We start from the raw sequence: 22886 nt of genomic DNA on the forward strand, positions 1-22886 counted from the left end.
CGGGGGGCGCGCTATGAGCGCCTCCTCTTCAGCACCCGCGGGGAGGGAGACCTCCCCGCGGACACCGATCGTCTCGCTGCAGCGGGTGTCGAAGACCTTCGCCAATGCCACGGTGGCGTTGAAGGACATGACGCTGGACATCAACAGCGGCGAGTTCGTCAGCCTGCTGGGCCCCTCCGGCTGCGGCAAGTCGACGGCCCTGCGCATTATCGCGGGACTTTCCAGCCCGACGGCGGGGCGGCTGCTGTGGCCGGACGAACGGCCGGGCGCGCGCGACCACGCCATCAGCTTCGTGTTCCAGGAGCCGACCCTGATGCCCTGGGCGACGGTGTTCGACAACGTTCACCTGCCGCTCAAGCTGAAGGGCAGTTCGGCCGAGACCTCCCGCACCGCCGTCATGGAGGCGCTGGAGATGGTCGGGCTGGAGAGGTTCGCCAGGAGCTACCCGCGCGAACTGTCCGGGGGCATGAAGATGCGGGTCTCCATCGCGCGGGCGCTGGTGACCAAGCCGCGCCTGCTGCTGATGGACGAGCCTTTCGCGGCGCTCGACGAGATCACCCGCTTCCGCCTCAACAACGACCTGCTGCGCCTGTGGGAGGAGTTCGGCTGGACGGTGATCTTCGTGACCCATTCGGTGTTCGAGAGCGTCTATCTCTCCAACCGGATCGTGGTCATGGCGGCGCGGCCCGGGCGGGTCGTGGCCGACCTTGCCGTGGATGCGCCCTATCCGCGGGACGAGACCTTCCGCACCTCGCATGTCTATTCGGACCATTGCCGGAATGCGTCCGAGGCGCTGCAGGCGGCGATGGCAAGCGAAGACGACGATCACCATTGATCGGTGGGTCCGGAGTGCCCGGGCCTTCCGAGTTTCCTGCCGTACAGCCAGAGGACCGACCGCATGACGGCCAACCTGGACACGACTGCAAGCCGGAACGGAGCCGCGATGCCGACGGCCGACCCGGCGGAACTCGCCAAGGCCCGCCGCGAGCGGATCGACCGCACCGCGCGCTGGCTGTTGCCGGTCGTGGTCATGGTTGCCACCATTGCCCTGTGGCAGTGGTATGTCGTTGCCTACAAGGTGCCGCACTACATCCTGCCGGGCCCCGACCGGGTGGTGCAGGCGCTGGTCGCGGACTGGTCGACCCTTTGGCCGGCCCTCCTGATCACCATCGCGATCACGCTCGGGGCGCTGGTCATCGCCACCATCGGCGGCGTCGGGCTCGCGGTGCTCTTCGCCCAGTCGAAATGGGTTGAGATGTCCTTCTTTCCCTATGCGGTGATCCTGCAGGTGACGCCCGTGATCGTCATCGCGCCGCTGATCTTCATCTATGTCCCCTCGAAGATCGCCGGATTGCTGATCTGCGCCTGGATCGTTGCGTTCTTCCCGATCCTGTCGAACACGACGCTCGGCCTGAACTCCGCCGACCACAACCTGCGCAACCTGTTCCAGCTCTACGGTGCCACCCGCTGGCAGACGCTGCGCTATCTGCGCCTGCCCTCGGCGCTGCCCTATTTCCTCGGTGGCCTCAAGATCGCCGGCGGCCTGTCGCTGATCGGTGCCATCGTCGCGGAGTTCGTCGCAGGTACCGGGGGCCTCGGCTCCGGCCTTGCGTTCAAGATCCTCGAGGCGAGCTACCGGCTGAACATTCCGCGCATGTTCGCCGCGATCCTGCTGATCTCGGTCACCGGCATCATCATCTTCGCCAGCCTGAGCGTGCTGTCGCATCTCCTGCTGCGCCACTGGCACGAGAGCGCGATCAAGCGGGACACCTGATGCAATGACCCATGCCATGCCAGATGTTCCAGCAACCGGCAGGGTCCTGCTGGCCAATGCGACCCTGCCGAGCGCCGTCACCGGCGGCACGCTCAACCATCTCGGCGACGGCCTCGGCCGGGCCGACATCCAGATCGAGCATGGCGAGGTCACGGCCATCGCGCCGCCGGGCCTGTTGACAAGCCGCGAGGGGCTGGCGGTCGTCGATCTCGACGGCGGCCTGGTGCTGCCCGGTTTCGTCGACATGCACACCCATCTCGACAAGGGGCATATCTGGCCGCGCCGGCCCAATCCGGACGGGACCTTCGCCGGCGCACTCGAAGCGGTGAAGGCGGACCGGCCGGCATGCTGGACGGCGGCGGATCTGCGCCGGCGCATGGAGTTCGCCCTGCGCTGCGCTCATGCCCATGGCACGGTGATGATCCGCACGCATCTCGACAGCATTCCGCCGCAGGAGGAGATCAGTTGGCCGCTCTTCGCCGAAATCCGGCAGGAGTGGGTGGATCGGATCGAACTGCAGGCCTCGGCCCTCTACGGCGTCGAGAGCCTGCTGATGCCCGGATTTCTCGATCAGATCGCCGATACGGTGTTGAAGACCGGCGGCACGCTCGGCGCGGTCACCTATATGGTCGAAGGGCTGGAAGGGCATATCGATGCGCTGTTCCGCGCCGCCGCCGAGCGCGGGCTCGACCTTGATTTCCATGTGGACGAGACGGCGGACCCGGAGGCGCGCTCGCTTGCGATGATCGCCGAGGGCGCGCTGCGCAACCGCTTCGGGGGACGGATCGTCTGCGGTCACTGCTGCTCGCTGGCGCGCCAGCCGGAGGACGAGGTCGACCGCACGCTCGATCTGGTGGCCGAGGCCGGGATCGGCGTCGTGTCGCTGCCGCTCTGCAACATGTATCTGATGGACCGTCAGGCCGGACGCACCCCGCGTTGGCGCGGCGTGACGCTGCTGCATGAAATGAAGGCGCGGGGCATTCCCGTCGCCGTCGCCTCCGACAACACGCGCGATCCGTTCTATGCCTATGGCGATCTCGACATGATCGAGGTGTTCACGCAGGCGATCCGCACCCTGCATCTCGATCACCCGTCGGGAGACTGGATCCGCACGGTGACGACGACGCCCGCAAGCCTGCTCGGCGACCCGACGCGCGGGCGGATCGACGCGGGCCTGCCTGCCGATCTGGTCCTGTTCCGGGCGAGGACCTGGAACGAACTCTGCGCCCGTCCGTCCGGTCCGCGCCAGGTCCTGCGGGCGGGCATTGCCCTTGACCGGACGCTGCCCGACTATCGAGACCTCGACGATCTGATGGAGCCTTGACGCATGTATGACATCGCCGCGCTGAAGGCCGCCCTTGACGGGATGGCGATCGAGGACAATCCGCAGATCGTGCGGCAGAAGAGCCGTGATTTCTTCTGGTACTCGCCGGTGCTGAAGCGCCAACTGGAGGACGTCACCGCCGATATCGTCGTCAGCGCCCGCAGCGAAGCGGACGTGATCCGCGTCCTGAAGGCCTGCTATGAACTCGACATTCCGGTGACGACGCGCGGCGCCGGAACCGGCAATTACGGTCAGGCGATGCCGCTCTCCGGCGGCGTGGTGCTGAGCCTTGCCGAGATGAACGCCGTTCTGGAGACCGGCCGTGGCTTCGTGCGCGCCGAAGCGGGCGCGATCATGTCGGCCATTGATGACGCCGTGCGCCCGACGGGGCAGGAGTTGCGGATCCATCCCTCCACCTACCGGACGGCAACGATCGGCGGCTTCATTGCCGGCGGCTCGGGCGGCATCGGCTCGATCAACTGGGGCGGACTCCGGGATTTCGGCAACATCCTCTCGCTGAAGGTCGTGACGATGGAGGCGGAGCCGCGGGTGCTGACGCTCTCCGGCGCCGACCTGCACAAGGTCAGCCATGCCTATGGCACCAACGGCATCATCACCGAGGTGAGCGTGCCGCTGACCGCCGCCTATGACTGGGTCGACGTGCTGGTCGGCTTCGACGATTTCGCGGGCGCGGCGCGCTATGCCAATGCGCTGGCCAATCAGGACGGCATCCTGACCAAGGAAATCGCTCCCATCGCGGCGCCGCTGCCGCATGACTATTTCCTGCGGCACCGCAAGTTCCTGCGCTCCGACCAGTCGGTTTGTGCCGTGATGGTGGCGCCCTTCGCGATGGATGCCTTCGATGCCTTCACCCGGCGCCAGGCGGGCGCGGGGATCCTCTACCGCTCGGATCTGGCGAGCGAGGAGGAGAGCAAGGGGCTGCCGCCGGTCTACGAACTGACCTGGAACCACACGACCCTGCGCGGCCTCAGGGTGGATCCGACGATCACCTATCTGCAGGTGCTCTACCCCTTCCCCGATCATGTGCAAAAGGCGGTGAAGCTTTCGCAGATGCTCGGCGACGAGGTGCCGGCGCATCTGGAATTCGTGCGCTTCGACGGCAAGATCACCTGCTTCGGCCTGCCGGTGGTGCGCTATACGACCGAGGAGCGGCTCAACGAGATCATCCGCATCCACGAGGATCTCGGCTGTCCGATCTTCAATCCGCACCGCTACACGCTGGAAGAGGGCGGGATGAAGCAGACCGACGCGGTACAGCTTGCCTTCAAGGGGGAAGCGGATCCGAAGGGGCTGCTCAATCCGGGCAAGATGATCGCCTGGGAGAACCCGGATTTCGACTTCTCGGCCGAGCAGACCTTCCTGTTCCCCGGCCTGGCGCGATAGGCCGGATCGCATGCGCGTGCTGCTGATCCATGCGCATCCGGTGGAGGAGAGCTTCTCCGCCGCGCTGAAGGACGAGGCCTTGCGGGTGCTCGTGGCCGCCGGCCATTCGGTCGAGGTCTGCGATCTCTATGCAAACGGCTTCGACCCGATCCTTAGCCGCGAGGAGCGGCTTTCCTATCACGATCTCGATCGCAACCGGGAACCGGTCGCGGACTATGTCGCTCAGGTGCTGCGGGCGGAGGCGATCATTCTCGTCTATCCGGTCTGGAATTTCGGCTTTCCGGCGATCTTGAAAGGGTATTTCGACCGGGTGTTCCTGCCGGGGGTCTCGTTCCGGATGCGGGAGGGCAAGGTGGTGCCCAACCTCCAGCATGTGCGCAGGCTTGTCGCGATCACCACCTATGGCGGCAGCCGGCTGCGGGCTTTCCTGGTCGGCGATCCGCCGCGCAAGCTGGTCTGCCGGGTGCTGCGTGCCCTGATCGCGCCGACCGGGCGGCTCTCCTATCTTGCGCTCTACGATATGAACAGGATCGACGCGGCCGGCCGCTCGGCTTTCGTCGCACGCGTGACGGCGCAACTCGAGAGGCTTTGATGCGCGTTCTTGTGATCTTCAGCCACCCCGCATCGGACAGTTTCTCGGCGGCATTGTGCAAGACGGCCATGGAAACGCTCAACGCTGCCGGCCACGAGACGCGCCTTACCGACCTTTATGAGCAGGGCTTCGATCCCGTGATGCACGCGGGCGAATGGCGACGCTATGCCGATCCGGCCGTGAACCGGGATCCGGTTGCCGATCATGTCGACGACCTGCTGTGGGCGGAGGCGCTGCTGTTCATCTATCCGACCTGGTGGTACGGCCTGCCGGCGATGCTGAAGGGCTATCTCGACCGGGTCTGGATCCCGCATGTGACGTTCGATATTCCCACCGAAACCAGCGGGACGCGGCCGCGCATGCAGCACATCCGCAAGATCGCCGTGGTGACGACCTGCGGCGCCTCCTGGCTAATCTCGAAGATTGTGGGCGAGCCGGGCCGCAAGACGGTGTTGCGCGGCATTCGGCTTCTGTGCCACCCGCTGTGCCGGGTCCGGTATCTCGCCCATTACAAGATGGATACGTCCACTGCGGAGAGCCGCGCGCGCTATCTGGCAAAAGTGAAACGCTCGCTTGCGAGCTGGTAAGCCGTCTTGGGAGCCGGCGCGCCGCTCCGGGCGATGGCACAGGTTGCTCGCCTTCGGACAATTCCTCTTTGATTCCCCACCGTTCAGGTCGCATTATGCAGGCGTGTGCCGTGCACCCGCTGCCCCGCATGCCGGGCAGGAACACGAGTTTCGTTCGCTGTCATCAAGCTTTCATTTGCCGGCATTAGAAGGCGAAACATGGCGTTCAATTACAAAAAGAGCGTGACGTTTCGCCTGGCGCAAACCGCCAAGGCCCATCGTTCGCGCGCAGGCATCCACCTCTCCCGGATCGGTCTTCATCCGGGCCAGGAAGCTGTGCTCAAGATCCTGTCCGAAAACGACGGACAGACCATGAGCCAGCTCGCGGCCGTGCTTTCGGTGCAGCCGCCGACGGTCACCAAGATGGTGACCCGGCTCTCGGCTCAGGGTTTCCTGCGCCGGGCGGCCTCGGAAACCGACGGGCGTCTTGCCCGCGTCTTCCTCACGGACGAGGGCAGGGCGCTGGTCGAGACGGTCGACCGGTCGTGGAAGCGGCTGGAACGGGAGGCGCTTGCCGGCCTCGACGAGAAAGACCGCAAGAAGCTGCGCAAGCTGCTTCGGCAGGTGGAAAAGAACCTCGGCTCGCGCATGGTCGAAGAGGTCGACCTGGAACTCGACGAAGTCGATTGACGTGCCTGCCGGATGGGTGTGGTTGCTCCTGTCGTCTCCGCCGGAGAGGACTTGCTGTCGTTCGGGCATCCGCCTCGCCGATCTGCGCCTGCCGGTCGGCCGGGTTGCTCTCAGCGCATAGCCGGTGTGCAATTCCGCGACATGACAAGTCGCAAGATTCCCTGATCTAGTCTAATTAATAGGACAAATGCACGATTCCGGTCGTGATCGATGGAGTGCGCCGACCGACGGCCCCTGTCGACAGGCGAGTGAGGGCACATCTTGGATTCCTTGCAGCGGGCGGCCAGCGGCTGGGCCCGGCTCATCCCCGAGCGTTTCGTCGGCATCGCGCTGATCTGTTTCGCCTTTCTGTGTTTCTCCTGCCTCGACACGACGGCCAAGTATCTCGGCCAGTTTCTGCCGACGGAGCAGGTCGTGTGGATGCGTTTCATGACGCATATCCTCTATGGCGTCCTGCTGTTCCGCCTTTGGCGGATGCCGCAGGTGCTGCATACGCGCCGCTGGGGACTGCAGATCCTGCGAGCCCTGTGCCTGCTTGGATCGACCGCCTTCAACTTCTTCGCGATCCGCTACATGCAATTGGCCGAGACGGTGTCGATCATGTTCGCAGCGCCGTTCGTGGTGACGGCGCTGGCCGGGCCGCTGCTCAACGAATGGGCCGGCCTGCGCCGCTGGATCGCGATCATCGTCGGCTTCATCGGCGTCCTGGTGGTCACCCGTCCGGGCTTCGGCGAGATGCACTGGGCAGCGCTGCTGTCGGTCTGCTCGATGCTCTGCTACGCGATCTACGTGCTGACGACGCGCATGCTGACCCAGACCGATTCGCCCGTCGGCATGCTGATGATCTCGGCCATTGTCGCGGCCGCGGCGATCTCGCCCTTCGGCATTTCCGCGTGGCAGACCCCGTCGAGCGTCTGGCACTGGGTGTTGCTGCTGTCGACCGGCGCCCTTGGCGGCATCGGCCATTTTGCCCTGATCCGAGCGCATATGCTGGCGCCCGCCCCGGTGCTGGCGCCTTTCATGTACACGCAGATCCTCTGGATGGTCGCGCTCGGCTATCTCGTCTTCGCCGACGTTCCGACCGTCTACACGGTGACCGGCGCATCCATCGTCACCGCCTCCGGCCTCTACATCCTCTATCGCGAGCGCAAGATCTCCCGTGCCGAGGTCGCCGCCGAGGCGGCCTCGCAGGGGCGGGGGTAGGACATCTTGTGCGGCGACCGGCGATGGGTAATCCTTCAATCGATTAAGGTCGCCGTTCGGCGGCCCGAACCGAGGGGCGGAGCGTGAGCGACAGATCTTCGGGACGCCGGGGCCGCCCGAGCGCAACGGTGGCAGTGGTGCCGGCCGGTGAGGACAGCGGCAGCGCGATTCTGCCCGCCCCCGCGCGTACACTGGTGCGGCGAATCACACTGGGCGACATGGCGGCGGAGCTGAAGGTGTCGACGGCGACGGTCTCGCTGGCCCTGCGCAATTCGCCGCTGGTTGCCTCCGAGACGCGTGAGCGCATCAAGGCGCATGCCCGCAGCGTCGGCTATATCTACAACCGCTCGGCCGCTGCCCTGCGCACGGCGCGCTCCAACATGGTCGGGATTGCGGTTCACGACATCCTCAATCCCTATTTCGCCGAAGTCTTCCGGGCGCTGGAGGATGAACTCGGGCGCGAGCAGCAGGTCGTGCTGATCTGCAATCATCGCGACGACGTGCGCCGCCAGCGCGGCTTTGTCGACAGCCTGCTGCAACACCGTATCGACGGGCTGGTGCTGTGCGCGTCCGTCGACACCACCGCCGCCGAGATCAACCAGTTGGTGGAGACCGGCATTCCGGTGACGCTGATCTGCCGCGACGTCGAGGGCGCGCGTGCGCCGGTGGTGCGCGGCGACGACGTTGCCGGCGGGCGGATGCTGACCGAGCATCTGATCGCGCAAGGCCACGAGCGGATCGCGATGGTCGGTGGCAGGCGGCGCAGTTCGGCCGGGCGCGACCGCAATCTCGGCTGGCGACAGGCGCTGGAGGAAGCCGGACTCGATCCGGCGGCGCAGGTCGACATTCCCGAACTGATGACCCAGGCGGACGGCCGCGAGGCAGTGCCGGCGCTGCTTGCCGCCCGTCCGCAGCCGACCGCCGTGTTCGGTTTCAACGATCTGATCGCCTTCGGCCTTACGGCGGCGCTGAAGCGAAGCGGCGTCGAGCCGGGCACGGGCATGGCGATCGGCGGGTATGACGATACCGATGGCGCCGCCGGCGGCTCGCCGTCGCTGACATCGGTATGCAACAACCCGGCCCGGATCGGCCGCGAGGCCGCCGGCCTGATCCTGCGCCAGATCGGCGGGGAGACGGTCGGCGACGAGCGCCGCCTGATCGAACCGAGCCTCACCGTCCGCGAGAGCACGCCGCCACCGCGCGGGGGCCGGTCCGGCTGACCATATCCACCATCCGTCACATGCAATCTGACAGGGAGAGAGACACAATGGCGCTGGCCGAAATCCTCATGCTCGGGCGGATGCTGCCGCTCGTGGAGACGAGCCTCGACAGGCACTTCACCGTCCACCGGGTGGCGGCGGGCGATGTCGCGGACCTGCCCGAGGATCTCTGCGCCCGGGTGCAGGCGGTGGCGGGCGGGGCACATGTGCCCGTCAATGCCGCGCTGATCGACCGCCTGCCGGCGCTGGAGATCGTCGCCAATTTCGGTGTCGGCTACGATTCCGTCGATGCTCGCCATTGCGCGACGAAGGGCATCTGCGTCACCAATACCCCCGACGTGCTGAGCGAGGAGGTTGCCGATACGGCGATGGCGCTGCTGCTGATGGCGGCGCGCGAACTGCCGGCGGCCGAGCGCTATCTGCGCGCTGGCCAATGGGTCGCCAAGGGTCCCTATCCGCTGACCCGCGCCACGCTGCGCGGGCGCAAGCTCGGCATCCTCGGCCTTGGCCGCATCGGCAAGGCGATTGCCGTGCGGGCCGAGGCGTTCGGGCTCGAGATCCACTATCACGGGCGCTCGCGCCAGCCGGACGTTGCCTATCACTATCACGAGACGCTGCTGGGCATGGCCGAAGCCTGCGACACGTTGATGGTCGTGGCGCCCGGCGGCGCCGCAACGCGGGGCATCGTCAACGCCGAGGTGCTGAAGGCGCTGGGCTCCGAGGGCATCGTCGTGAACATCGGCCGCGGCACGGTCATCGACGAGCCGGCGCTGGTCGCGGCCCTGCAGGATGGCACCATCCTGTCTGCCGGCCTCGACGTGTTCGAGGACGAGCCGCGGGTGCCGCAGGCGCTCATCGACATGGAGCATGTCGTCCTGCTGCCGCATGTCGGATCTGCCTCGCAGCACACCCGCAACGCCATGGGGCAACTCGTCGTCGACAACCTTCTGTCCTGGTTCCGGGACGGCAAGCCGGTTACGCCCGTCGCCGAGACGCCTTTCGCCAGAAAGGTTTAATCAAGCTTAACGAAGCGTTAATCGGTTCAGTCGATCCTGTTCGTGTCGTGGTCGGGTGTGGTGGTCCGGATGGTACCGGTTTCCCCTCCGCGCCCCGGCTCTCCCGGATGCGCCACTTGCGCAAGGTCAGGAACAGGATCGGGATCATGGCGCTTTACATGCAACGGATCGGCGTTCTCGTCGCCGTCACGCTGTTCTCGCTGGTGTTCTTCGGCACCGGCCTGACGGGCGCGCAGCCGGTCGAGGCGCGCGTCGCCGGACAATGGCAGCTCATCGACGAGGTGTCGGGTGCGGTGTGCCGGCTTCATCTCAAGGCGGAGGAGGCAGGTGGCGCGTTTCCGCGCGATGCCTTCCGGGCCGACATGACCTCCTGCACGAGCCCGGTAGGGGGCGAGCTGCCGCAGCTTGGCTGGCGTGTGCCGCCGGAGGGCGGCATCGAGTTCGTCCTTGCCAATGGCAGCGTGCTCGCCGCCTTCGATGTGGGGGAGAGCGAGGGGCTCGCCTCGGTGGCGCCGGCCGGCGCCTTCCTGCTGCTGGTGCCCGAGCGGGCAGTGGCGCTGTCGGCGCTCATTCCGACAGCGCATTGATCCGGCTCGCCTGGAGCTTTACCTGGCTCCGTTCGACAGGAACTCGTCCATGCGCTTCAGCGCGCGGGCGATGTTTTCGGCCGAATTGGCGTAGGACAGGCGGATATAACCCTCGCCAAGAATGCCGAAATCCGGTCCGCCGATCGTGGCAACACCGGTCTCCTCCAGCAGGGCGCTGGCCAGCGGCTTCGCCTTCCAGCCGGTCGCGGATATGTTGGGGAAGGCATAGAAGGCGCCCATCGGCGTGCGTGCGCTGACGCCGGGAAGGGCGTTCAGCCCGTCCACCACCAGCTTCCGGCGCTTGTCGAACTCGCGCATCATCTCGGCGACCGCGTCCTGCGGGCCTTCCAGCGCGGCAAGGCCGGCATACTGGGCCGGTGCGTTGACGCAGGACCAGCAGTTGACCGCCAGCTTGCGCGCCTTGTCGATCAGCGCCTGCGGCCACACCGCGTAGCCCATCCGCCAGCCGGTCATGGCATAGGTCTTCGACCAGCCGTCGAGCAGGATCAGCCGGTCGCGGATCGCCTCGAATTCCAGCAGCGAGGTGTGGACCGCCCCGTCATAGGTCATCTGGCCGTAGATCTCGTCCGACAGGATGGCAATGTCGGGCCGGTCCGCGAGCCCGGCCACCAGCTTCTCGATCTCGGCGCGCGGCGTCACGCCGCCGGTCGGGTTGGCGGGCGAGTTGAGGATGATCAGCCGGGTCTTCGGCGTCAGCAGGCCGAGCGTTTCCTCGGCCGAGAAGGCGAAATCGTTCTCTTCGCGGATCGGCACCGGCACCGGCGTCGCGCCGGTGAACTCGATCATCGAACGATAGATCGGGAAGCCGGGATCGGGGTAGAGGATCTCGGCGCCCGGCTCGCCGAACATCAGGATCGCCATGAACATGGTGACCTTGCCGCCCGGCACGACGACGATCCTGTCGGGGTCGACCGCGACACCGGTGCGCTTCTCGACATCGGCGGCGACGGCTTCGCGCAGGGGCAGGATGCCGGTCGCCGGCGTATAGCCGTGATGGCCGTCGCGCAGCGCCTTCACCGCGGCTTCGACAATATGGTCCGGCGTGCGGAAATCGGGTTGGCCGATGCCCAGATTGATGATGTCCTTGCCCGTGCGGGCGAGTTCGGTGGCGCGCGCCAGCACGGCGAAGGCGTTTTCCTCGCCGATCCTGTTGAAGCCTTCGATGGTTTTCAGCATGGGTCCTCCCGGTGCCGCGCGGCAATATCGCCACGTGGCATGGTCATGATAGGGTTGTCGAGGCCCTTGATATCGTGGGCTCTGCCCTCGTGGAAGGGGATTGGCGGCGGGCAGGGTCGACCGTCTCATGGGATTTTCGGAGTTATAAGTGAGCAACGTCGCGCATCTGAACACACCCGTCGGCCTGCTCGAAATCGAGGCGGAGCGCGACGCCATTGTGCGCGTCGGCTGGGGGCGCCGGCGCGATCCCTCACCGACGCGGCTGCTGGAGGAGGCGCTGGATCAGCTTCGCCGGTATTTCGAGGGCAGCCTGACGCGGTTCGACCTGCCGCTGGCGCCCGCCGGCAATGATTTCCAGCAGGCGGTGTTTCGCGAGCTGCTGGCCATTCCCTATGGCGAAACGCGCAGCTATGGCGATCTGGCGGCCCGGCTGTCCACCTATGGACAGCCGGTCGGCCAGGCCTGCGGCGCCAACCCGATCCCGGTGATCATTCCCTGCCACCGGGTGCTGTCGGCCAGCGGGCTCGGCGGCTATTCGGGTGAGGGCGGCAGCGAGACCAAGATCGCTCTTCTCAAACTCGAGGGCGGGTTTCCCTTCCTGCTGTAGCCGTCTGCGGAGCGGTGTTGCGCGCCGCGCTTTGCCAAGGCGCGGAAAATTCGCTACTGCGATGGGTAACGCACCCCATATTCACGGGAACGCGCGGCAGGCGATCCTCGCCGGGCCGCGCCCAAGTCAGACATAGGCAAGCCCATGACCCTATCCCAGGACAGCAAGATCCCCGTTACCGTGCTGACGGGCTATCTCGGCGCCGGCAAGACGACGCTGCTCAACCGTATTCTCAGCGAGAACCACGGCACCCGCTATGCGGTGATCGTCAACGAGTTCGGCGAGATCGGCATCGACAACGAGTTGCTCGTCGAATCCGACGAGGAAATCTTCGAGATGAACAACGGCTGCATCTGCTGCACCGTGCGCGGCGACCTGATCCGCACCGTCGAGAACCTGATGAAGCGCAAGGGCAGCTTCGACGCCATCGTGGTCGAGACCACCGGCGTTGCCGATCCGGCCCCGGTCGCGCAGACCTTCTTCATGGACGAGGATGTACGCGCCAAGGCCAAGCTCGACGCGGTCGTCACCGTCGTCGACTGCCGCCACGTGCTGCAGCGGCTGGCCGACACGGAGGAGGCCGAGGACCAGATCGCCTTTGCCGACGTCATCCTGCTCAACAAGACCGACCTGGTGACCGCCGACGAGTTGAAGGCGGTGGAGAGCCGCATCCAGTCGATCAACCCGTATGCCAAGCTGATCCGCAGCGAGCGCTGCGCGGTGCCCCTGGACGAGGTGCTGAACCGGGGCGCCTTCGACCTGGAGCGGATCCTGTCGCTCGATCCGCATTTCCTGGAGGAGGCGGAGCACACGCATGAATGCGGGCCGGACTGCGACCACGACCATCACCATCACGACGGCCATGACCATGACCATGACCACGATCACGGCCATGGTCATCACCACCATCATCACGACCATGACGCGCCGCATTCGGTGAAGAGCGTGTCGATGACGGCGGGAGAACTCGATCCGCAGGTCTTCTTCCGCTGGATCGGCGACATGACGCAGGTCAACGGGCCGAACATCCTGCGCCTCAAGGGCATCATCGCCTTCCGGGATGACCCGCAGCGTTATGTGGTGCAGGGCGTCCACATGATCCTGGAAGGCGACCATCAGCGCGACTGGAAGGACGGGGAGCCGCGCCTCAGCCGGCTGGTGGTAATCGGTCGAGAGCTCGATTTCGATGCGCTCGAGATCGCCTTCAAGGCCTGCGAGGCCTGAGCGACATGGTCTCGGTCGCTCCGCTTGACCTGAGCGGTTTCGTCGTGGCGGCTGCCTTCCTCAAGGGGCAGCCGGCCTTTGCCTCCGGCGATGGTGCCGTCCTTCTTCTCACCGATGCGGGCGAGCGTCGCATTCGCCTCCATGACGGCGGCTTGCTCGTCGCCTGCCGGACGCTGGAGGGCGATGCGCTGCTCTCCGGCGGTGACGACGGCACGGTGCGCCGGCTCGGCGCCGATGGCACTGTCGAGACGCTCGCCGAGATGCCGCGCAAATGGATCGACCTGCTTGCCGCCGGGCCGCAGGGCAGCCTCGCCTTCGGCTCGGGACGCAGTGCCATGGTTCGGCAGGCCGACGGCAGCGTGAAGGACTTTTCGCAAGCCCGCGCAGTCGGCGGGCTCGCCTTCGCGCCCAAGGGACTGCGGCTCGCCATCGCCCGATATGACGGGGCAACGCTGCAATTCGTCAACACCGCCGCCGCACCTCAGCAGCTTGAGTGGAAGGGCGCGCACAAGGACGTCACATTCTCGCCGGACGGAAAGTATCTGGTGACGACCATGCAGGAGAACGCGCTGCATGGCTGGCGCCTCTCCGACGGGCAGGACATGCGGATGACCGGATATCCCGGAAAGGTCCGTTCGATGAGCTGGTCGGCCAAGGGACGGTATCTTGCGACCTCCGGCGCCAATGCCGCGATCCTGTGGCCCTTCTTCGGCAAGAGCGGGCCGATGGGCCAGCAGCCGCTGCAACTTGGGGCTCGTGGCGACCAGATGGTGACGCGGGTCGCCTGCCATCCGGATGAGGATGTGGTGGCGATCGGCTATCAGGACGGGCTGGTGCTCTTTGCCCGGTTCTCCGACGGCGAGGAGTTGCTGGCCCGGCGACCGGGGGCGGGGGCGGTGAGCGCGCTGGCCTGGGACGACGGCGGCACGCGGCTTGCCTTCGGCACGGAGGCGGGAGAAGCGGGATTGATCTCGCTTTAGGCGCAACGCAAGGGAGGGTCGGGAGATGATCGCTCGCACCATGGCGCTGGCCGCCGCGCTTCTTGGCGGCGTCACCACGTCCCAGCTTCCCGAGTTTGCCCAGCAATACCGCCAGCGTCTTGGCGGGGCCATCGATGCCCTGACCCAGGTGGTCGAGGAGTTTCGCGCCGACGCCGCGGCTCATGGCCTGACGGTGGGCGCGGCCATCGACAGGCTGGAGGGCTCCGCCGACCGGCTCGTCGCTGCCCAGGGCGAGCGGGCGCAGCGGGCACTTGACCGTCTCGATGGACTGAGGCGGCAGCAGGACGCCTTTCGCGAGGCGGGGCCGTTCGGCCGGCTCATCGTGATGGCCCGCGATCTCGATCCGCAGATTGCCAGCCGCGCCTTCGAGGATTTCGAGCCGGCGGTGCCGGCGACGATAGAGGGCGCGGTGGCCGCCGGTGGCGGTTTCCTGTCGGTGCTGTTCGGCGCCGGCCTCATCGGCCGGGCGGCGCGGCGGTTTCGCCGCCGGCGGAATGCCTGACGCAAGCGCGCGGGCAGAAGAGGGGACAGCATGGACACGCTCAGCCGGATGCGCTGCTTCCTGAAGGTGGTGGATGCGGGCGGTTTTTCCGCTGCCGCGCGCGAACTCGGCCGCTCCAAGGCGCTGGTCTCGAAATATGTCGGCGAGCTGGAGGACGAACTTGGCGCAAGGCTGCTCAACCGTACCACCCGCCAGATCTCGATGACCGAGGTCGGCCACGCCTTCTACAAGGAGGCGAGCGATATCCTCACCCGCATCGACGACCTCAAGGCCTCTATCCAGAACACCCATCAGGAAGCCCGAGGCACCTTGCGGATCTCGGCCCCGCGCTCGATGGGCGACGATTTCCTCAATCCGGCGATCATGGCCTTTCTCGCCGCCGAGCCGCAGATTTCAGTCGACCTGCGGCTTGAAGACCGCTTCGTCGATCTTGTCGAGGAAGGGTTCGATGCGGCGATCCGGGTGGCGGAACTGACCGATTCCAGCCTGATCGCTCGCAAGCTTGCGCCGTTTCGCGGCGTGGTCTGCGCCTCGCCGGAGGCGATTGCCCGGTTCGGCCGACCGCAGCACCCGCAGGACCTGGCGAACCTGCCCTGCATCATCGACAACAATTACCGGTTCCGGAACAACTGGCAGTTCCAGGTGGAGGGGGGGCGCATCAGCGTGCCGGTGAAGGGACGGGTGGAGGTCAACAGCGCAGAGGCAGCGCGCGCCGCGGCCGTCGCCGGTCTCGGCTTTCTGCGCATTCCCTATATCTTCGTGCACCGCGAGCTAGCGGACAGGCGCCTCGAACCGCTGCTGGAGGGGTTCCATCCAGAGGGGCAGGCGATCTATGTCGTCTACCCGCATCGGCGGCACCTGTCGGGCAAGGTGCGCGCCTTCGTCGATTTCATCGGCGAGTGGTTCGCCGAGCGGCGGCGGCAGGGCGAGGTCTGCTGAACCCGCGCCTGCCTGGTCCCGTGCCGCTGTTCAGGCGGCGGCCAACCGCTCCTCGGCCAGCGTGTCGGCCACCTTCTGCGTCGGCAGCGACAGGCGTTCGGCCCGCTCGAAGATACGCGTCAGCGTCCCGTCGATCGCCTCGACCTTCCGGCGAACCAGCGCATCGTCGCCGCCGGGCGTTGCCAGCGCGATGGAGATCACGCCGCCGGCATTGATGGCATAGTCCGGCGCATAGAGGATGCCGCGCTGGCGCAGGGCTTCGTCATGGCGTTCTTCGGCGAGCTGGTTGTTGGCGGCTCCCGCGACGATCCCGGCCCGGATCTGCGGGATCGTGTCGTCGTTGAGCCCGGCGCCAAGAGCACAGGGGGCGAAGACGTCGACCTCGGCTGCATGGGCGCGATCGGCATCAATTGCCTCGGCGCCGAAGCGGGCAACGGCGTCTTCCAGGGTCGGCGTGTGGATGTCGGCGAGCACGAGACGCGCACCGGCACGGTGCAACTGTCCGGCGAGATCCATGCCGACATTGCCGAGGCCCTGGACGCAGACCCTGCGCCCCTCCAGGCTGTCGGAGCCGAAGCGGTGGCGCAGGGCCGCGCGGATGCCGCAGAAGACGCCGAGTGCGGTGTAGGGCGAGGGGTCGCCGAGTCCGGTCGCGCGGGTGCCGCGCACATGTTGGGTGCGGGTGGCGACGATTTCCATGTCGGGGGCGCTGATGCCGACATCCTCGGCGGTGACGTAGGTTCCGCCCAATCGGTCGACCTGGGCACCGAACGCGGCGAGCAGGTCCGGCGTCTTGGCGCTGCGCGCATCGCCGATGATCACGGCCTTGCCGCCGCCGAGGTCGAGCCCGGCGAGCGCGTTCTTGTAGGTCATGCCGCGCGACAGGCGCAGCGCGTCGGTCAGCGCCTCGGCGCTGTTGGCATAGGCCCACATGCGGCAGCCGCCGAGCGCCGGGCCGAGGCGGGTGTCGTGGACGGCGATGATGGTGAACAGGCCGCTCGCGCGGTCATGGCCGAACACGACCTGCTCGTGGCCGCGAAATTCCGGATGATCGAACATGCCGTCCTCCATCGACTGAAGCTTCCGGCTGATCACGGGGGCGTTCATGACATGTCTCCTCGTGCCTCTCGGGGCACTGCGCATGGATGTCGACCGGGGCACATTGCCTCACCATGGGAGGCGGGGCCGCAGGACATCGTTCCTCTCTCCATGAGGAAAATATAGGCATCCTCTGCGGAAATTCGGTTTTTTCTGTTCGCGTCCAGACTTAAAAAAACACGTTTTCATCCTTATCACCCGTAGTGTTGGGAAATTTCGTCTCGCCTGCCTCCCAGGGGGCGATGTCTCCGCGCGCCGCGCATGCCGGAAGATCCGATGGGGCTGGTTGGGGACGCTGCCTTGCTGTCGCCGCGAAGTTTGCCAATATCGGCGTCACGGATTCGAAGATGAGGAGTGCCTCGGCGCATGTGGAAGGCCGGAATGTTTGCCGCGGCCCTGACGGTCGGCCTTGCTGGCGCGGCCGGTGCTCACCCGCATGTCTTCGTCGAGTCGCGCGCTGAAGTGGTCTTCGATGAGGCCGGACGCCTGTCGGCAGTCCGCCATATCTGGCAGTTCGACGAAGCTTTCACCGCGTTCGCGGTGCAGGGGCTCGATGAGAACGGCGATGGCGAATTGTCCCGAGAGGAACTGCAGCCGCTTGCCGAGGTCAATGTGGAGTCGCTCGCCGAATACGACTTCTTCACGTTCCTGCACCACAACGGCACCGACATCGCCTTCGAGCCGCCGCACGAGTATTGGCTCGATTTCTATGGCGGCCGGCTGACGCTGTTCTTCACCCTGCCCTTGCGCGAGCCCCGAGTGGTGGACGCTTCGATGGTTGAGCTCGATGTCTTCGATCCGGCCTATTTCGTTGCCTTCGAGATGACGCCGGAGACGCCCTTCGTGCTGGTCGGGGCACCGCAGACCTGCACGCTCGATTTCTCGCCGCCGCCGGATCTCGATCCTCAGACGGCGACCATGCTCGCCGCAATCCCGCAGAGCGAGCGGCAGTTGCCACCCGATCTGATGCAGATCACCGAGACCCTCTCCAACTCGGCGAGGATCGGCTGCAAATGAGGCATTTCCCGTGAAACTGTCGATGATCCGCAGCGCCCTGCCGGCCTCCTCGCCCGTGCCGCTCGCCCTTGTGCCGCTCGCCCTTGCGCTGGTCTGCCTTGCGCTGGCAGCCGGACCGGCGGTCGCCGCGCCCTCGCCCTTCGGTGTTGGCCTCGTTGAACCGTCCTACGCGCCGGGAGGCATTCTCTCGGGTGTTTTCGGCTGGATCGCCCAGCAGCAAAAGGCCTTCTATACCTCGCTGACGGCGGCGATCAAGGCGATGAAGGAGGACGGCAGCGCCGCTTGGTGGCTGATGGGGCTTTCCTTCCTCTATGGCGTCTTCCATGCCGCAGGACCGGGACACGGCAAGGCGGTGATCTCGTCCTATGTCCTTGCCAATGGCGAGACCCTGCGGCGCGGCATTCTGCTCTCCTTCGCGTCGGCTTTCGCCCAGGCGGTGACGGCGGTGGCGGTGATCGGCATTGCGTCCGTGTTGCTGCGGATGACGGCGATCGCCATCACCGAGACGACCCGCTGGTTCGAGGTGGGATCCTATGCGGTGGTCGCGCTGCTCGGTGTCTATCTCGTCTGGCGCAAGATCCTGCGGCCGCTGCTGACGCCGCGGCGACCGGCGGCGCTGGGCGCGCAGGCGGTGGTCGCCTGCGCCCATGATCACGGTCACGATCATGGGCATTCGCACACCCACAGTCACAGTCATGATCACAGCCACAGCCACAGCCACAGCCACGGGCATCATCATGCCCATGCCCATGCTCATGCTGACGGGCACGGCCATGCGCATGCCCATCCTCACACGCATTCGCATGAGATGGGGGAGGTGTGCGGCAGTTGCGGCCATGTGCATGCGCCGCCGCCGTCGATGCTGACAGGGGAGTTCTCCCTGACGCGGGCCTGGTCGGTGATCGTGGCCATCGGTCTGCGGCCGTGCACCGGCGCCCTGGTGGTGCTGGTCTTCGCGATCTCGCAGGGTCTTGCCCTTGCGGGCGTCGCGGCGACCTTCGCCATGGCGGTGGGCACGGGCCTGACGGTGTCGCTGCTGGCGGTGATGGCGGTGGTCGCCAAGGAAGTGGCCCTGCGCAGCGTCGGAGGTCGCGCCGCCGCCCGCCTGCATGCCGGGATCGAGGGGTTCGCCGCCCTCGTCGTGCTCCTGCTCGGAACCTCGCTGTTGATTGCGGCTGTCGGCTGGGGCGGCTGACGCCCGCCTTCGTTCCGTGGAACGTTCAGGCCTTGCCGCCGGCACCGGCCGTCGCTGCGCGCCGCCGCGCCGTCACCTGCTCCCGGTGGATGACATAGAGACCGGAGCCGGTCGTGAGCAGGATGCCGAGCGAGGCCAGCGTGTTGGGCAGGTCGGCGAAGATGAGCCAGCCGATCAGCGTCGCGAAGGGGATCTCCAGATACTGCATGGGGGCCAGCGTCGCCGCCGGAGCAAGCCGCAGCGACCAGGTCATCAGCAGGTGAGCGACGGTTCCCAGAACGCCGACGGCCGCAAGGAGCCACATGTCCCGACTTTCCAGCGCAACGAAGTCCAGTCCGGGCAGGCCGGCGCTCGAAAACACCAGCCAGGCGCTTCCCAGGATGAAGGTGGCGATGAGGCCGCTGACTGCTTGCAGGCTGATCGGGTCGGTGGCCTTGGCGATGCTGCGTGTCACCATCATGAACAGGGCGAAAGCAACGGCGACGCCGAGCGGCAGCAGGGCCGGGGCGCCGACGGCGGCGTAGTTGGGCTGGATCACCAGAAGGGCACCAGCAAAGCCGACGATGCACGCCATCAGCCGATAGGGGCCGACCTGCTCGCCGAGGACGAACCGGCCAAGCAGGAGCATCAGGAACGGCATCACGAAGGCGATCGCGATGGCGTCGGCCAGCGGCAGGAACCGCAGCGAAGCAAACATCGCGGCGATGCCGAGAATGTGCAGGATGGTGCGCAGGACGGTCAGTTGCAGCAGGCGCAAAGGCATGCGCAGGCTGCCGCGCGCGAGCCAGACCACCGGGATCAGCAAGGCGGCCTGCAGCGCGAAGCGGACCAGAAGCAACTGCCCGAGCGGCACCGTCTCGCCGAGAACCTTGGCGACGGCGTCCCCGAGCGGGGCGAGAATGCAGAAACCGGTCATGAGCAGCATGCCGCTCAGAGGCCTGTCGTGGGTCATGGTCGCACAGTAAGCCACGGCGCAGCCCAAGGGAAGCGCAGGGGTTGTATCCGGTTGTATATAATCGGCAAATTTGCCGATGCCAAGCGCGGGCAGTCCTGACCTAGCCCGACGGATTTGGCAAGCGGAGATCGCAAGAGGGCGGACGCGGGTGTGAAATGTCAGGCCGGGGGAACCGGCTCCCCGTCCCGTCCGAGCTCGATCGGCTCGCCGTGCGGCGTTGCGGCGGCGGCGCGCAGCCATGCCTCTTGCCGGGCGTCGATCCGCTCGTGCGAAGTCAGCGCCTTGCGCGTGATCATCGTCTCGAGCGCCACCAGCCAATGCTCGTAATAGCTGTCGCCGCAGTCCGGATCGCCGCGCGACTGGGCCTCGCGGATCGCTTGCGACAGGGTCTGCGCCCATTCGCTCCAGGTGAACACGCCGCGCCCGTTGAGTTCCACGGCCAGCGCGAAGGCGCGCGCCTCCCAGGGCTCGCGGAACACCGGCTCGCCGTCTTTCTGAGGCAGGTTGTCCAGCGGCGGCAGCGGCGTTTGTCCGCCCGACGTTTCAGAGGGCTTCAAGATAGGGCTCCCACAGGTCGATGCGGACCTTGAGGGACGGATCTGTGCCTTCTCCCCAAAGTTCGGGTCCGTCAAAGACGATGCCGTAAAGCCAGGCGGGCTGTTCGCCCTTGCCGGCTGCATTGGTGTCGGGGAAGACGTGGATGCCATGCACGGCCTCGATCACGCCGGCGCGCCCACGGCAGTAGCGCGGGATGCGGGTATGGCCGGTGGGGTGCATGTTGCGGGCACGCACGCGGTCGCCGACGGCAAACCCTGCCGGCCGATCCCCCTCGCGCGCGCTCGGGCCGCCCCGGGCGAGAACCGGTGCCACATCGGCGGCGGCGAGCACACGCTTCACCGGGCGGCTCTGGCGCAGGCTGTGGCCGGCGGCGATCTCGTCGGGTCCGACAAGGTCGCGTTCCGCGAGCAGCCTTTCCAGCCCGGACAGCCAGATCTGGTAGTAGCTCGAGGCGAGGTAACGGGCCGGGTCCATGCTCTCGCGGGCATGGCGGGACATGTCGATGTTCCATTCGCCGGTCGCGCCCATCGCCAGCGTCAGCGCGAAGGCGCGCGGTTCCCAGTCCGCATGGAAGAGGGGCTTGACCGGCTCGGGCACCACCGCGCCGAACCCCATCATGCCGCCCAGGTCCTGTGCGCCGTTCATCCTGCCTGTGCCTCCAGCTCTGCGGGCGTGAGCGCAAGCCCGGTGCCGATCATGCTGTCGCGGGTGACGAGGCGCGCCAGTTCCTCTTCGCTCCAGCCGACGGTGCCTTCGGGCCGGCGCGGCAGCACCAGGTAGCGGATTTCGGCGGTGGAGTCCCAGACGCGGATCTGCGTGTCGCCCGGCAGTTCGACACCGAAGTCCGCCAGCACGCCGCGCGGGTCGCGCACCGCCTTGGCACGGTAGGGAGCGGACTTGTACCAGACCGGCGGCAGGCCGAGCACCGGCCACGGATAGCAGGAGCACAGGGTACAGACGACCATGTTGTGTTCACTGGCCGTGTTCTCCACCGCCACCATGTGTTCGCCCTGCCGGCCGATATAGCCCAGCGAATGGATGGCGCCCGTGGCATCGCGCATCAGCCAGGCGTGAAACTCGGGATCGCTCCACGCCTTCGCCACCACACGGGCGCCGTTATGCGGACCGACCTGCGTCTCGTAGGTCTCGATCAGCACATCGAGGGCGGCCGGGTCGACATAGCCCTTCTCGATCAGGATCGATTCCAGGGCTCGCACGCGGGCATCGATCTGCGAAAGGTGCGAGCCGTGATCATGGCCGTGCCCATGCCCGTGGTCATGCTCGCCGTGATGGTGGCCATGATGGCCGTTGCCGCCCGTCATCCTGCTGGACCTTTCCGTGTATCCTGTCCCGCCCTTCGGCGGTGTTATTCGGCCGCCTGCCGGGCGCCCTGGGTCTCCCGCAGCGCCGCGCCGAAGGCGGCGAACAGGCGCGAGGAGGCGGCGTCGCTGCCGACCCAGTATTCCGGGTGCCACTGGGTGGCGATGGCGAAGGAGGACGCCGCGTCGATCGAGACGGCCTCGATGGTGCCGTCGTCGGCGGTCGCTTCGATGGTGAGGCCGGGCGCAAGCCGGCCGATCGCTTGGCGGTGCAGCGAATTGACGTCGATGCGGGCGTCGCCAAGGATCGCCGCAAGCTTGCCCTGCGGCACGATCTCGACATGATGGGCAAGGGCGAAGCGGGCGTCCTGGGTCTCCCCTTCCGGGGCGCGGTGGTCGCGCCGCCCGGTCATCTCCTGCACCTCGCTGACCAAGGTGCCGCCGAGCGCCACGTTGAGCTCCTGCAATCCGCGGCAGATGGCGAAGACCGGCAGGCCTCGGGCGATGGCACGGCGGATCAGCGGCAGCGTCGTGGTGTCGCGGCGCCTGTCGAAGGGACCGTCCTGTTCGCGGGCTTCGGCGCCGTAGAAGACAGGGTGGACGTTGGAGCGCGAGCCGGTCAGCAGCACTCCGTCGACCCGGTCCAGCACCGCGTCGAGGTCGATCGCCGGGCCCATGGACGGCAGCAGCAGCGGCATCGCGCCGGCGCCCTGCACCAGCGCTTCCAGATAGGTGGACGGGGCGGCGTGCCAGGCATAGCCTTCGACTTCCTTGACGTCGCAACTGACAAGAACAACGGGGGCAGACATTTGGGGGCTCCTGAAAGGGCTCCTGGGGGGATCCGGTCGCGGTCGGGTCGCACAGGGACGGGAAGACGAGACCGCGGCCCGAACGGTCG

General features: G+C 66.8%; 25 protein-coding genes. 18 read left to right on the top strand and 7 right to left on the bottom strand.

Annotated features, from left to right (window positions below; all coding sequences use genetic code 11):
* Positions 1 to 13 precede the first annotated feature (13 nt).
* From TSB10P1A_RS22920 to TSB10P1A_RS22970, 11 genes are all read left to right on the top strand, one after another.
* Positions 14 to 835 (top strand): ABC transporter ATP-binding protein, encoded by an 822-nt coding sequence (locus TSB10P1A_RS22920; protein WP_186390287.1) that lies wholly within the window; start codon positions 14 to 16, stop codon positions 833 to 835.
* A 63-nt stretch (positions 836 to 898) separates the two neighbouring features.
* The gene (locus tag TSB10P1A_RS22925; protein ID WP_244293223.1) at positions 899 to 1774 is read left to right on the top strand and encodes an ABC transporter permease; all 876 of its coding nucleotides are present in this window, start codon (positions 899 to 901) and stop codon (positions 1772 to 1774) included.
* Between the two features lie 4 nt (positions 1775 to 1778).
* Positions 1779 to 3098: a cytosine deaminase gene (locus TSB10P1A_RS22930; protein WP_186390288.1), complete on the top strand. Its 1320-nt coding sequence runs from the start codon at positions 1779 to 1781 to the stop codon at positions 3096 to 3098.
* Positions 3099 to 3101: 3 nt separating this feature from the next.
* Positions 3102 to 4502: an FAD-binding oxidoreductase gene (locus TSB10P1A_RS22935; RefSeq protein WP_186390289.1), complete on the top strand. Its 1401-nt coding sequence runs from the start codon at positions 3102 to 3104 to the stop codon at positions 4500 to 4502.
* A gap of 10 nt (positions 4503 to 4512) precedes the next feature.
* On the top strand, positions 4513 to 5094 hold the full coding sequence (locus TSB10P1A_RS22940) for an NAD(P)H-dependent oxidoreductase (RefSeq protein WP_186390290.1): 582 nt from the start codon (positions 4513 to 4515) through the stop codon (positions 5092 to 5094).
* Positions 5094 to 5681 (top strand): NAD(P)H-dependent oxidoreductase, encoded by a 588-nt coding sequence (locus TSB10P1A_RS22945; RefSeq protein ID WP_186390291.1) that lies wholly within the window; start codon positions 5094 to 5096, stop codon positions 5679 to 5681. Before TSB10P1A_RS22940 ends, TSB10P1A_RS22945 begins: the two co-directional genes overlap by 1 nt.
* Positions 5682 to 5879: 198 nt before the next feature.
* The gene (locus tag TSB10P1A_RS22950) at positions 5880 to 6350 is read left to right on the top strand and encodes a MarR family winged helix-turn-helix transcriptional regulator (protein WP_186390292.1); all 471 of its coding nucleotides are present in this window, start codon (positions 5880 to 5882) and stop codon (positions 6348 to 6350) included.
* Between the two features lie 261 nt (positions 6351 to 6611).
* Entirely contained in the window at positions 6612 to 7553 is a 942-nt protein-coding gene (locus tag TSB10P1A_RS22955) for a DMT family transporter (protein WP_186390293.1), read from the top strand.
* 83 nt (positions 7554 to 7636) lie between these two features.
* On the top strand, positions 7637 to 8773 hold the full coding sequence (locus TSB10P1A_RS22960) for a LacI family DNA-binding transcriptional regulator (RefSeq protein WP_208987196.1): 1137 nt from the start codon (positions 7637 to 7639) through the stop codon (positions 8771 to 8773).
* Between the two features lie 47 nt (positions 8774 to 8820).
* Positions 8821 to 9789, top strand: coding sequence for a 2-hydroxyacid dehydrogenase (locus TSB10P1A_RS22965; RefSeq protein ID WP_186390294.1), 969 nt, complete (start codon positions 8821 to 8823; stop codon positions 9787 to 9789).
* Between the two features lie 146 nt (positions 9790 to 9935).
* On the top strand, positions 9936 to 10376 hold the full coding sequence (locus TSB10P1A_RS22970) for an AprI/Inh family metalloprotease inhibitor (RefSeq protein ID WP_186390295.1): 441 nt from the start codon (positions 9936 to 9938) through the stop codon (positions 10374 to 10376).
* Between the two features lie 18 nt (positions 10377 to 10394).
* Here TSB10P1A_RS22970 and TSB10P1A_RS22975 read toward each other — a convergent pair whose 3' ends face one another.
* Complete coding sequence (locus tag TSB10P1A_RS22975) at positions 10395 to 11573, bottom strand: pyridoxal phosphate-dependent aminotransferase (protein WP_186390296.1); 1179 nt, start codon at positions 11571 to 11573, stop codon at positions 10395 to 10397.
* A 148-nt stretch (positions 11574 to 11721) separates the two neighbouring features.
* Here TSB10P1A_RS22975 and TSB10P1A_RS22980 point away from each other — a divergent pair, with 148 nt between their 5' ends.
* The 5 genes from TSB10P1A_RS22980 to TSB10P1A_RS23000 all read left to right on the top strand — a co-directional run bounded on the left by TSB10P1A_RS22980 (position 11722) and on the right by TSB10P1A_RS23000 (position 15846).
* Positions 11722 to 12180, top strand: coding sequence for a methylated-DNA--[protein]-cysteine S-methyltransferase (locus TSB10P1A_RS22980; protein ID WP_186390297.1), 459 nt, complete (start codon positions 11722 to 11724; stop codon positions 12178 to 12180).
* Positions 12181 to 12324: 144 nt separating this feature from the next.
* Entirely contained in the window at positions 12325 to 13404 is a 1080-nt protein-coding gene (locus TSB10P1A_RS22985; RefSeq protein ID WP_186390298.1) for a GTP-binding protein, read from the top strand.
* 5 nt (positions 13405 to 13409) lie between these two features.
* On the top strand, positions 13410 to 14384 hold the full coding sequence (locus TSB10P1A_RS22990; protein ID WP_186390299.1) for a WD40 repeat domain-containing protein: 975 nt from the start codon (positions 13410 to 13412) through the stop codon (positions 14382 to 14384).
* A gap of 25 nt (positions 14385 to 14409) precedes the next feature.
* Positions 14410 to 14907, top strand: coding sequence for a DUF2937 family protein (locus TSB10P1A_RS22995; RefSeq protein WP_208987197.1), 498 nt, complete (start codon positions 14410 to 14412; stop codon positions 14905 to 14907).
* 30 nt (positions 14908 to 14937) lie between these two features.
* Positions 14938 to 15846: a LysR family transcriptional regulator gene (locus tag TSB10P1A_RS23000; protein WP_186390300.1), complete on the top strand. Its 909-nt coding sequence runs from the start codon at positions 14938 to 14940 to the stop codon at positions 15844 to 15846.
* Between the two features lie 30 nt (positions 15847 to 15876).
* Here the strand turns inward: TSB10P1A_RS23000 and TSB10P1A_RS23005 are convergent, their stop codons facing one another.
* Positions 15877 to 16953 carry a Glu/Leu/Phe/Val dehydrogenase dimerization domain-containing protein gene (locus TSB10P1A_RS23005; protein WP_244293224.1) on the bottom strand — a complete coding sequence of 359 codons (1077 nt, stop codon included), beginning with the start codon at positions 16951 to 16953 and terminating at the stop codon, positions 15877 to 15879.
* 372 nt (positions 16954 to 17325) lie between these two features.
* Here TSB10P1A_RS23005 and TSB10P1A_RS23010 point away from each other — a divergent pair, with 372 nt between their 5' ends.
* Entirely contained in the window at positions 17326 to 17961 is a 636-nt protein-coding gene (locus TSB10P1A_RS23010) for a DUF1007 family protein (protein ID WP_186390301.1), read from the top strand.
* A gap of 10 nt (positions 17962 to 17971) precedes the next feature.
* Positions 17972 to 19156, top strand: a complete 1185-nt coding sequence (locus TSB10P1A_RS23015; protein ID WP_244293225.1) for a nickel/cobalt transporter — start codon at positions 17972 to 17974, stop codon at positions 19154 to 19156.
* Positions 19157 to 19181: 25 nt separating this feature from the next.
* Here the strand turns inward: TSB10P1A_RS23015 and TSB10P1A_RS23020 are convergent, their stop codons facing one another.
* The 5 genes from TSB10P1A_RS23020 to TSB10P1A_RS23040 form a co-directional block, all read right to left on the bottom strand.
* Positions 19182 to 20108, bottom strand: coding sequence for a DMT family transporter (locus TSB10P1A_RS23020; RefSeq protein WP_186390302.1), 927 nt, complete (start codon positions 20106 to 20108; stop codon positions 19182 to 19184).
* Between the two features lie 161 nt (positions 20109 to 20269).
* Positions 20270 to 20668, bottom strand: coding sequence for a nitrile hydratase accessory protein (locus TSB10P1A_RS23025; protein ID WP_244293227.1), 399 nt, complete (start codon positions 20666 to 20668; stop codon positions 20270 to 20272).
* A complete protein-coding gene (nthB, locus tag TSB10P1A_RS23030; RefSeq protein WP_186390303.1) occupies positions 20655 to 21314 on the bottom strand; it encodes a nitrile hydratase subunit beta in 660 nt (219 codons plus the stop codon). Before nthB ends, TSB10P1A_RS23025 begins: the two co-directional genes overlap by 14 nt.
* On the bottom strand, positions 21311 to 21991 hold the full coding sequence (gene nthA, locus TSB10P1A_RS23035; RefSeq protein ID WP_186390304.1) for a nitrile hydratase subunit alpha: 681 nt from the start codon (positions 21989 to 21991) through the stop codon (positions 21311 to 21313). The genes nthB and nthA overlap by 4 nt, the downstream gene beginning before the upstream one ends.
* Before the next feature lie 44 nt (positions 21992 to 22035).
* Positions 22036 to 22797, bottom strand: coding sequence for a gamma-glutamyl-gamma-aminobutyrate hydrolase family protein (locus TSB10P1A_RS23040; RefSeq protein ID WP_186390305.1), 762 nt, complete (start codon positions 22795 to 22797; stop codon positions 22036 to 22038).
* Positions 22798 to 22886 lie beyond the last annotated feature (89 nt).

It is taken from the genome of Stappia sp. TSB10P1A (assembly GCF_900185725.1).
In the GTDB taxonomy this organism is placed as follows: domain Bacteria; phylum Pseudomonadota; class Alphaproteobacteria; order Rhizobiales; family Stappiaceae; genus Stappia.

Bases quoted from the DNA above. Each gene is read 5' to 3' on its own strand.
- TSB10P1A_RS22920 (WP_186390287.1), top strand. From the start codon at position 14: ATGAGCGCCTCCTCTTCAGCACCCGCGGGGAGGGAGACCTCCCCGCGG.
- TSB10P1A_RS22925 (WP_244293223.1), top strand. From the start codon at position 899: ATGACGGCCAACCTGGACACGACTGCAAGCCGGAACGGAGCCGCGATG.
- TSB10P1A_RS22930 (WP_186390288.1), top strand. From the start codon at position 1,779: ATGACCCATGCCATGCCAGATGTTCCAGCAACCGGCAGGGTCCTGCTG.
- TSB10P1A_RS22935 (WP_186390289.1), top strand. From the start codon at position 3,102: ATGTATGACATCGCCGCGCTGAAGGCCGCCCTTGACGGGATGGCGATC.
- TSB10P1A_RS22940 (WP_186390290.1), top strand. From the start codon at position 4,513: ATGCGCGTGCTGCTGATCCATGCGCATCCGGTGGAGGAGAGCTTCTCC.
- TSB10P1A_RS22945 (WP_186390291.1), top strand. From the start codon at position 5,094: ATGCGCGTTCTTGTGATCTTCAGCCACCCCGCATCGGACAGTTTCTCG.
- TSB10P1A_RS22950 (WP_186390292.1), top strand. From the start codon at position 5,880: ATGGCGTTCAATTACAAAAAGAGCGTGACGTTTCGCCTGGCGCAAACC.
- TSB10P1A_RS22965 (WP_186390294.1), top strand. From the start codon at position 8,821: ATGGCGCTGGCCGAAATCCTCATGCTCGGGCGGATGCTGCCGCTCGTG.
- TSB10P1A_RS22970 (WP_186390295.1), top strand. From the start codon at position 9,936: ATGGCGCTTTACATGCAACGGATCGGCGTTCTCGTCGCCGTCACGCTG.
- TSB10P1A_RS22975 (WP_186390296.1), bottom strand. From the start codon at position 11,573: ATGCTGAAAACCATCGAAGGCTTCAACAGGATCGGCGAGGAAAACGCC.
- TSB10P1A_RS22985 (WP_186390298.1), top strand. From the start codon at position 12,325: ATGACCCTATCCCAGGACAGCAAGATCCCCGTTACCGTGCTGACGGGC.
- TSB10P1A_RS22990 (WP_186390299.1), top strand. From the start codon at position 13,410: ATGGTCTCGGTCGCTCCGCTTGACCTGAGCGGTTTCGTCGTGGCGGCT.
- TSB10P1A_RS22995 (WP_208987197.1), top strand. From the start codon at position 14,410: ATGATCGCTCGCACCATGGCGCTGGCCGCCGCGCTTCTTGGCGGCGTC.
- TSB10P1A_RS23000 (WP_186390300.1), top strand. From the start codon at position 14,938: ATGGACACGCTCAGCCGGATGCGCTGCTTCCTGAAGGTGGTGGATGCG.
- TSB10P1A_RS23005 (WP_244293224.1), bottom strand. From the start codon at position 16,953: ATGAACGCCCCCGTGATCAGCCGGAAGCTTCAGTCGATGGAGGACGGC.
- TSB10P1A_RS23010 (WP_186390301.1), top strand. From the start codon at position 17,326: ATGTTTGCCGCGGCCCTGACGGTCGGCCTTGCTGGCGCGGCCGGTGCT.
- TSB10P1A_RS23020 (WP_186390302.1), bottom strand. From the start codon at position 20,108: ATGACCCACGACAGGCCTCTGAGCGGCATGCTGCTCATGACCGGTTTC.
- nthB (WP_186390303.1), bottom strand. From the start codon at position 21,314: ATGAACGGCGCACAGGACCTGGGCGGCATGATGGGGTTCGGCGCGGTG.
- nthA (WP_186390304.1), bottom strand. From the start codon at position 21,991: ATGACGGGCGGCAACGGCCATCATGGCCACCATCACGGCGAGCATGAC.
- TSB10P1A_RS23040 (WP_186390305.1), bottom strand. From the start codon at position 22,797: ATGTCTGCCCCCGTTGTTCTTGTCAGTTGCGACGTCAAGGAAGTCGAA.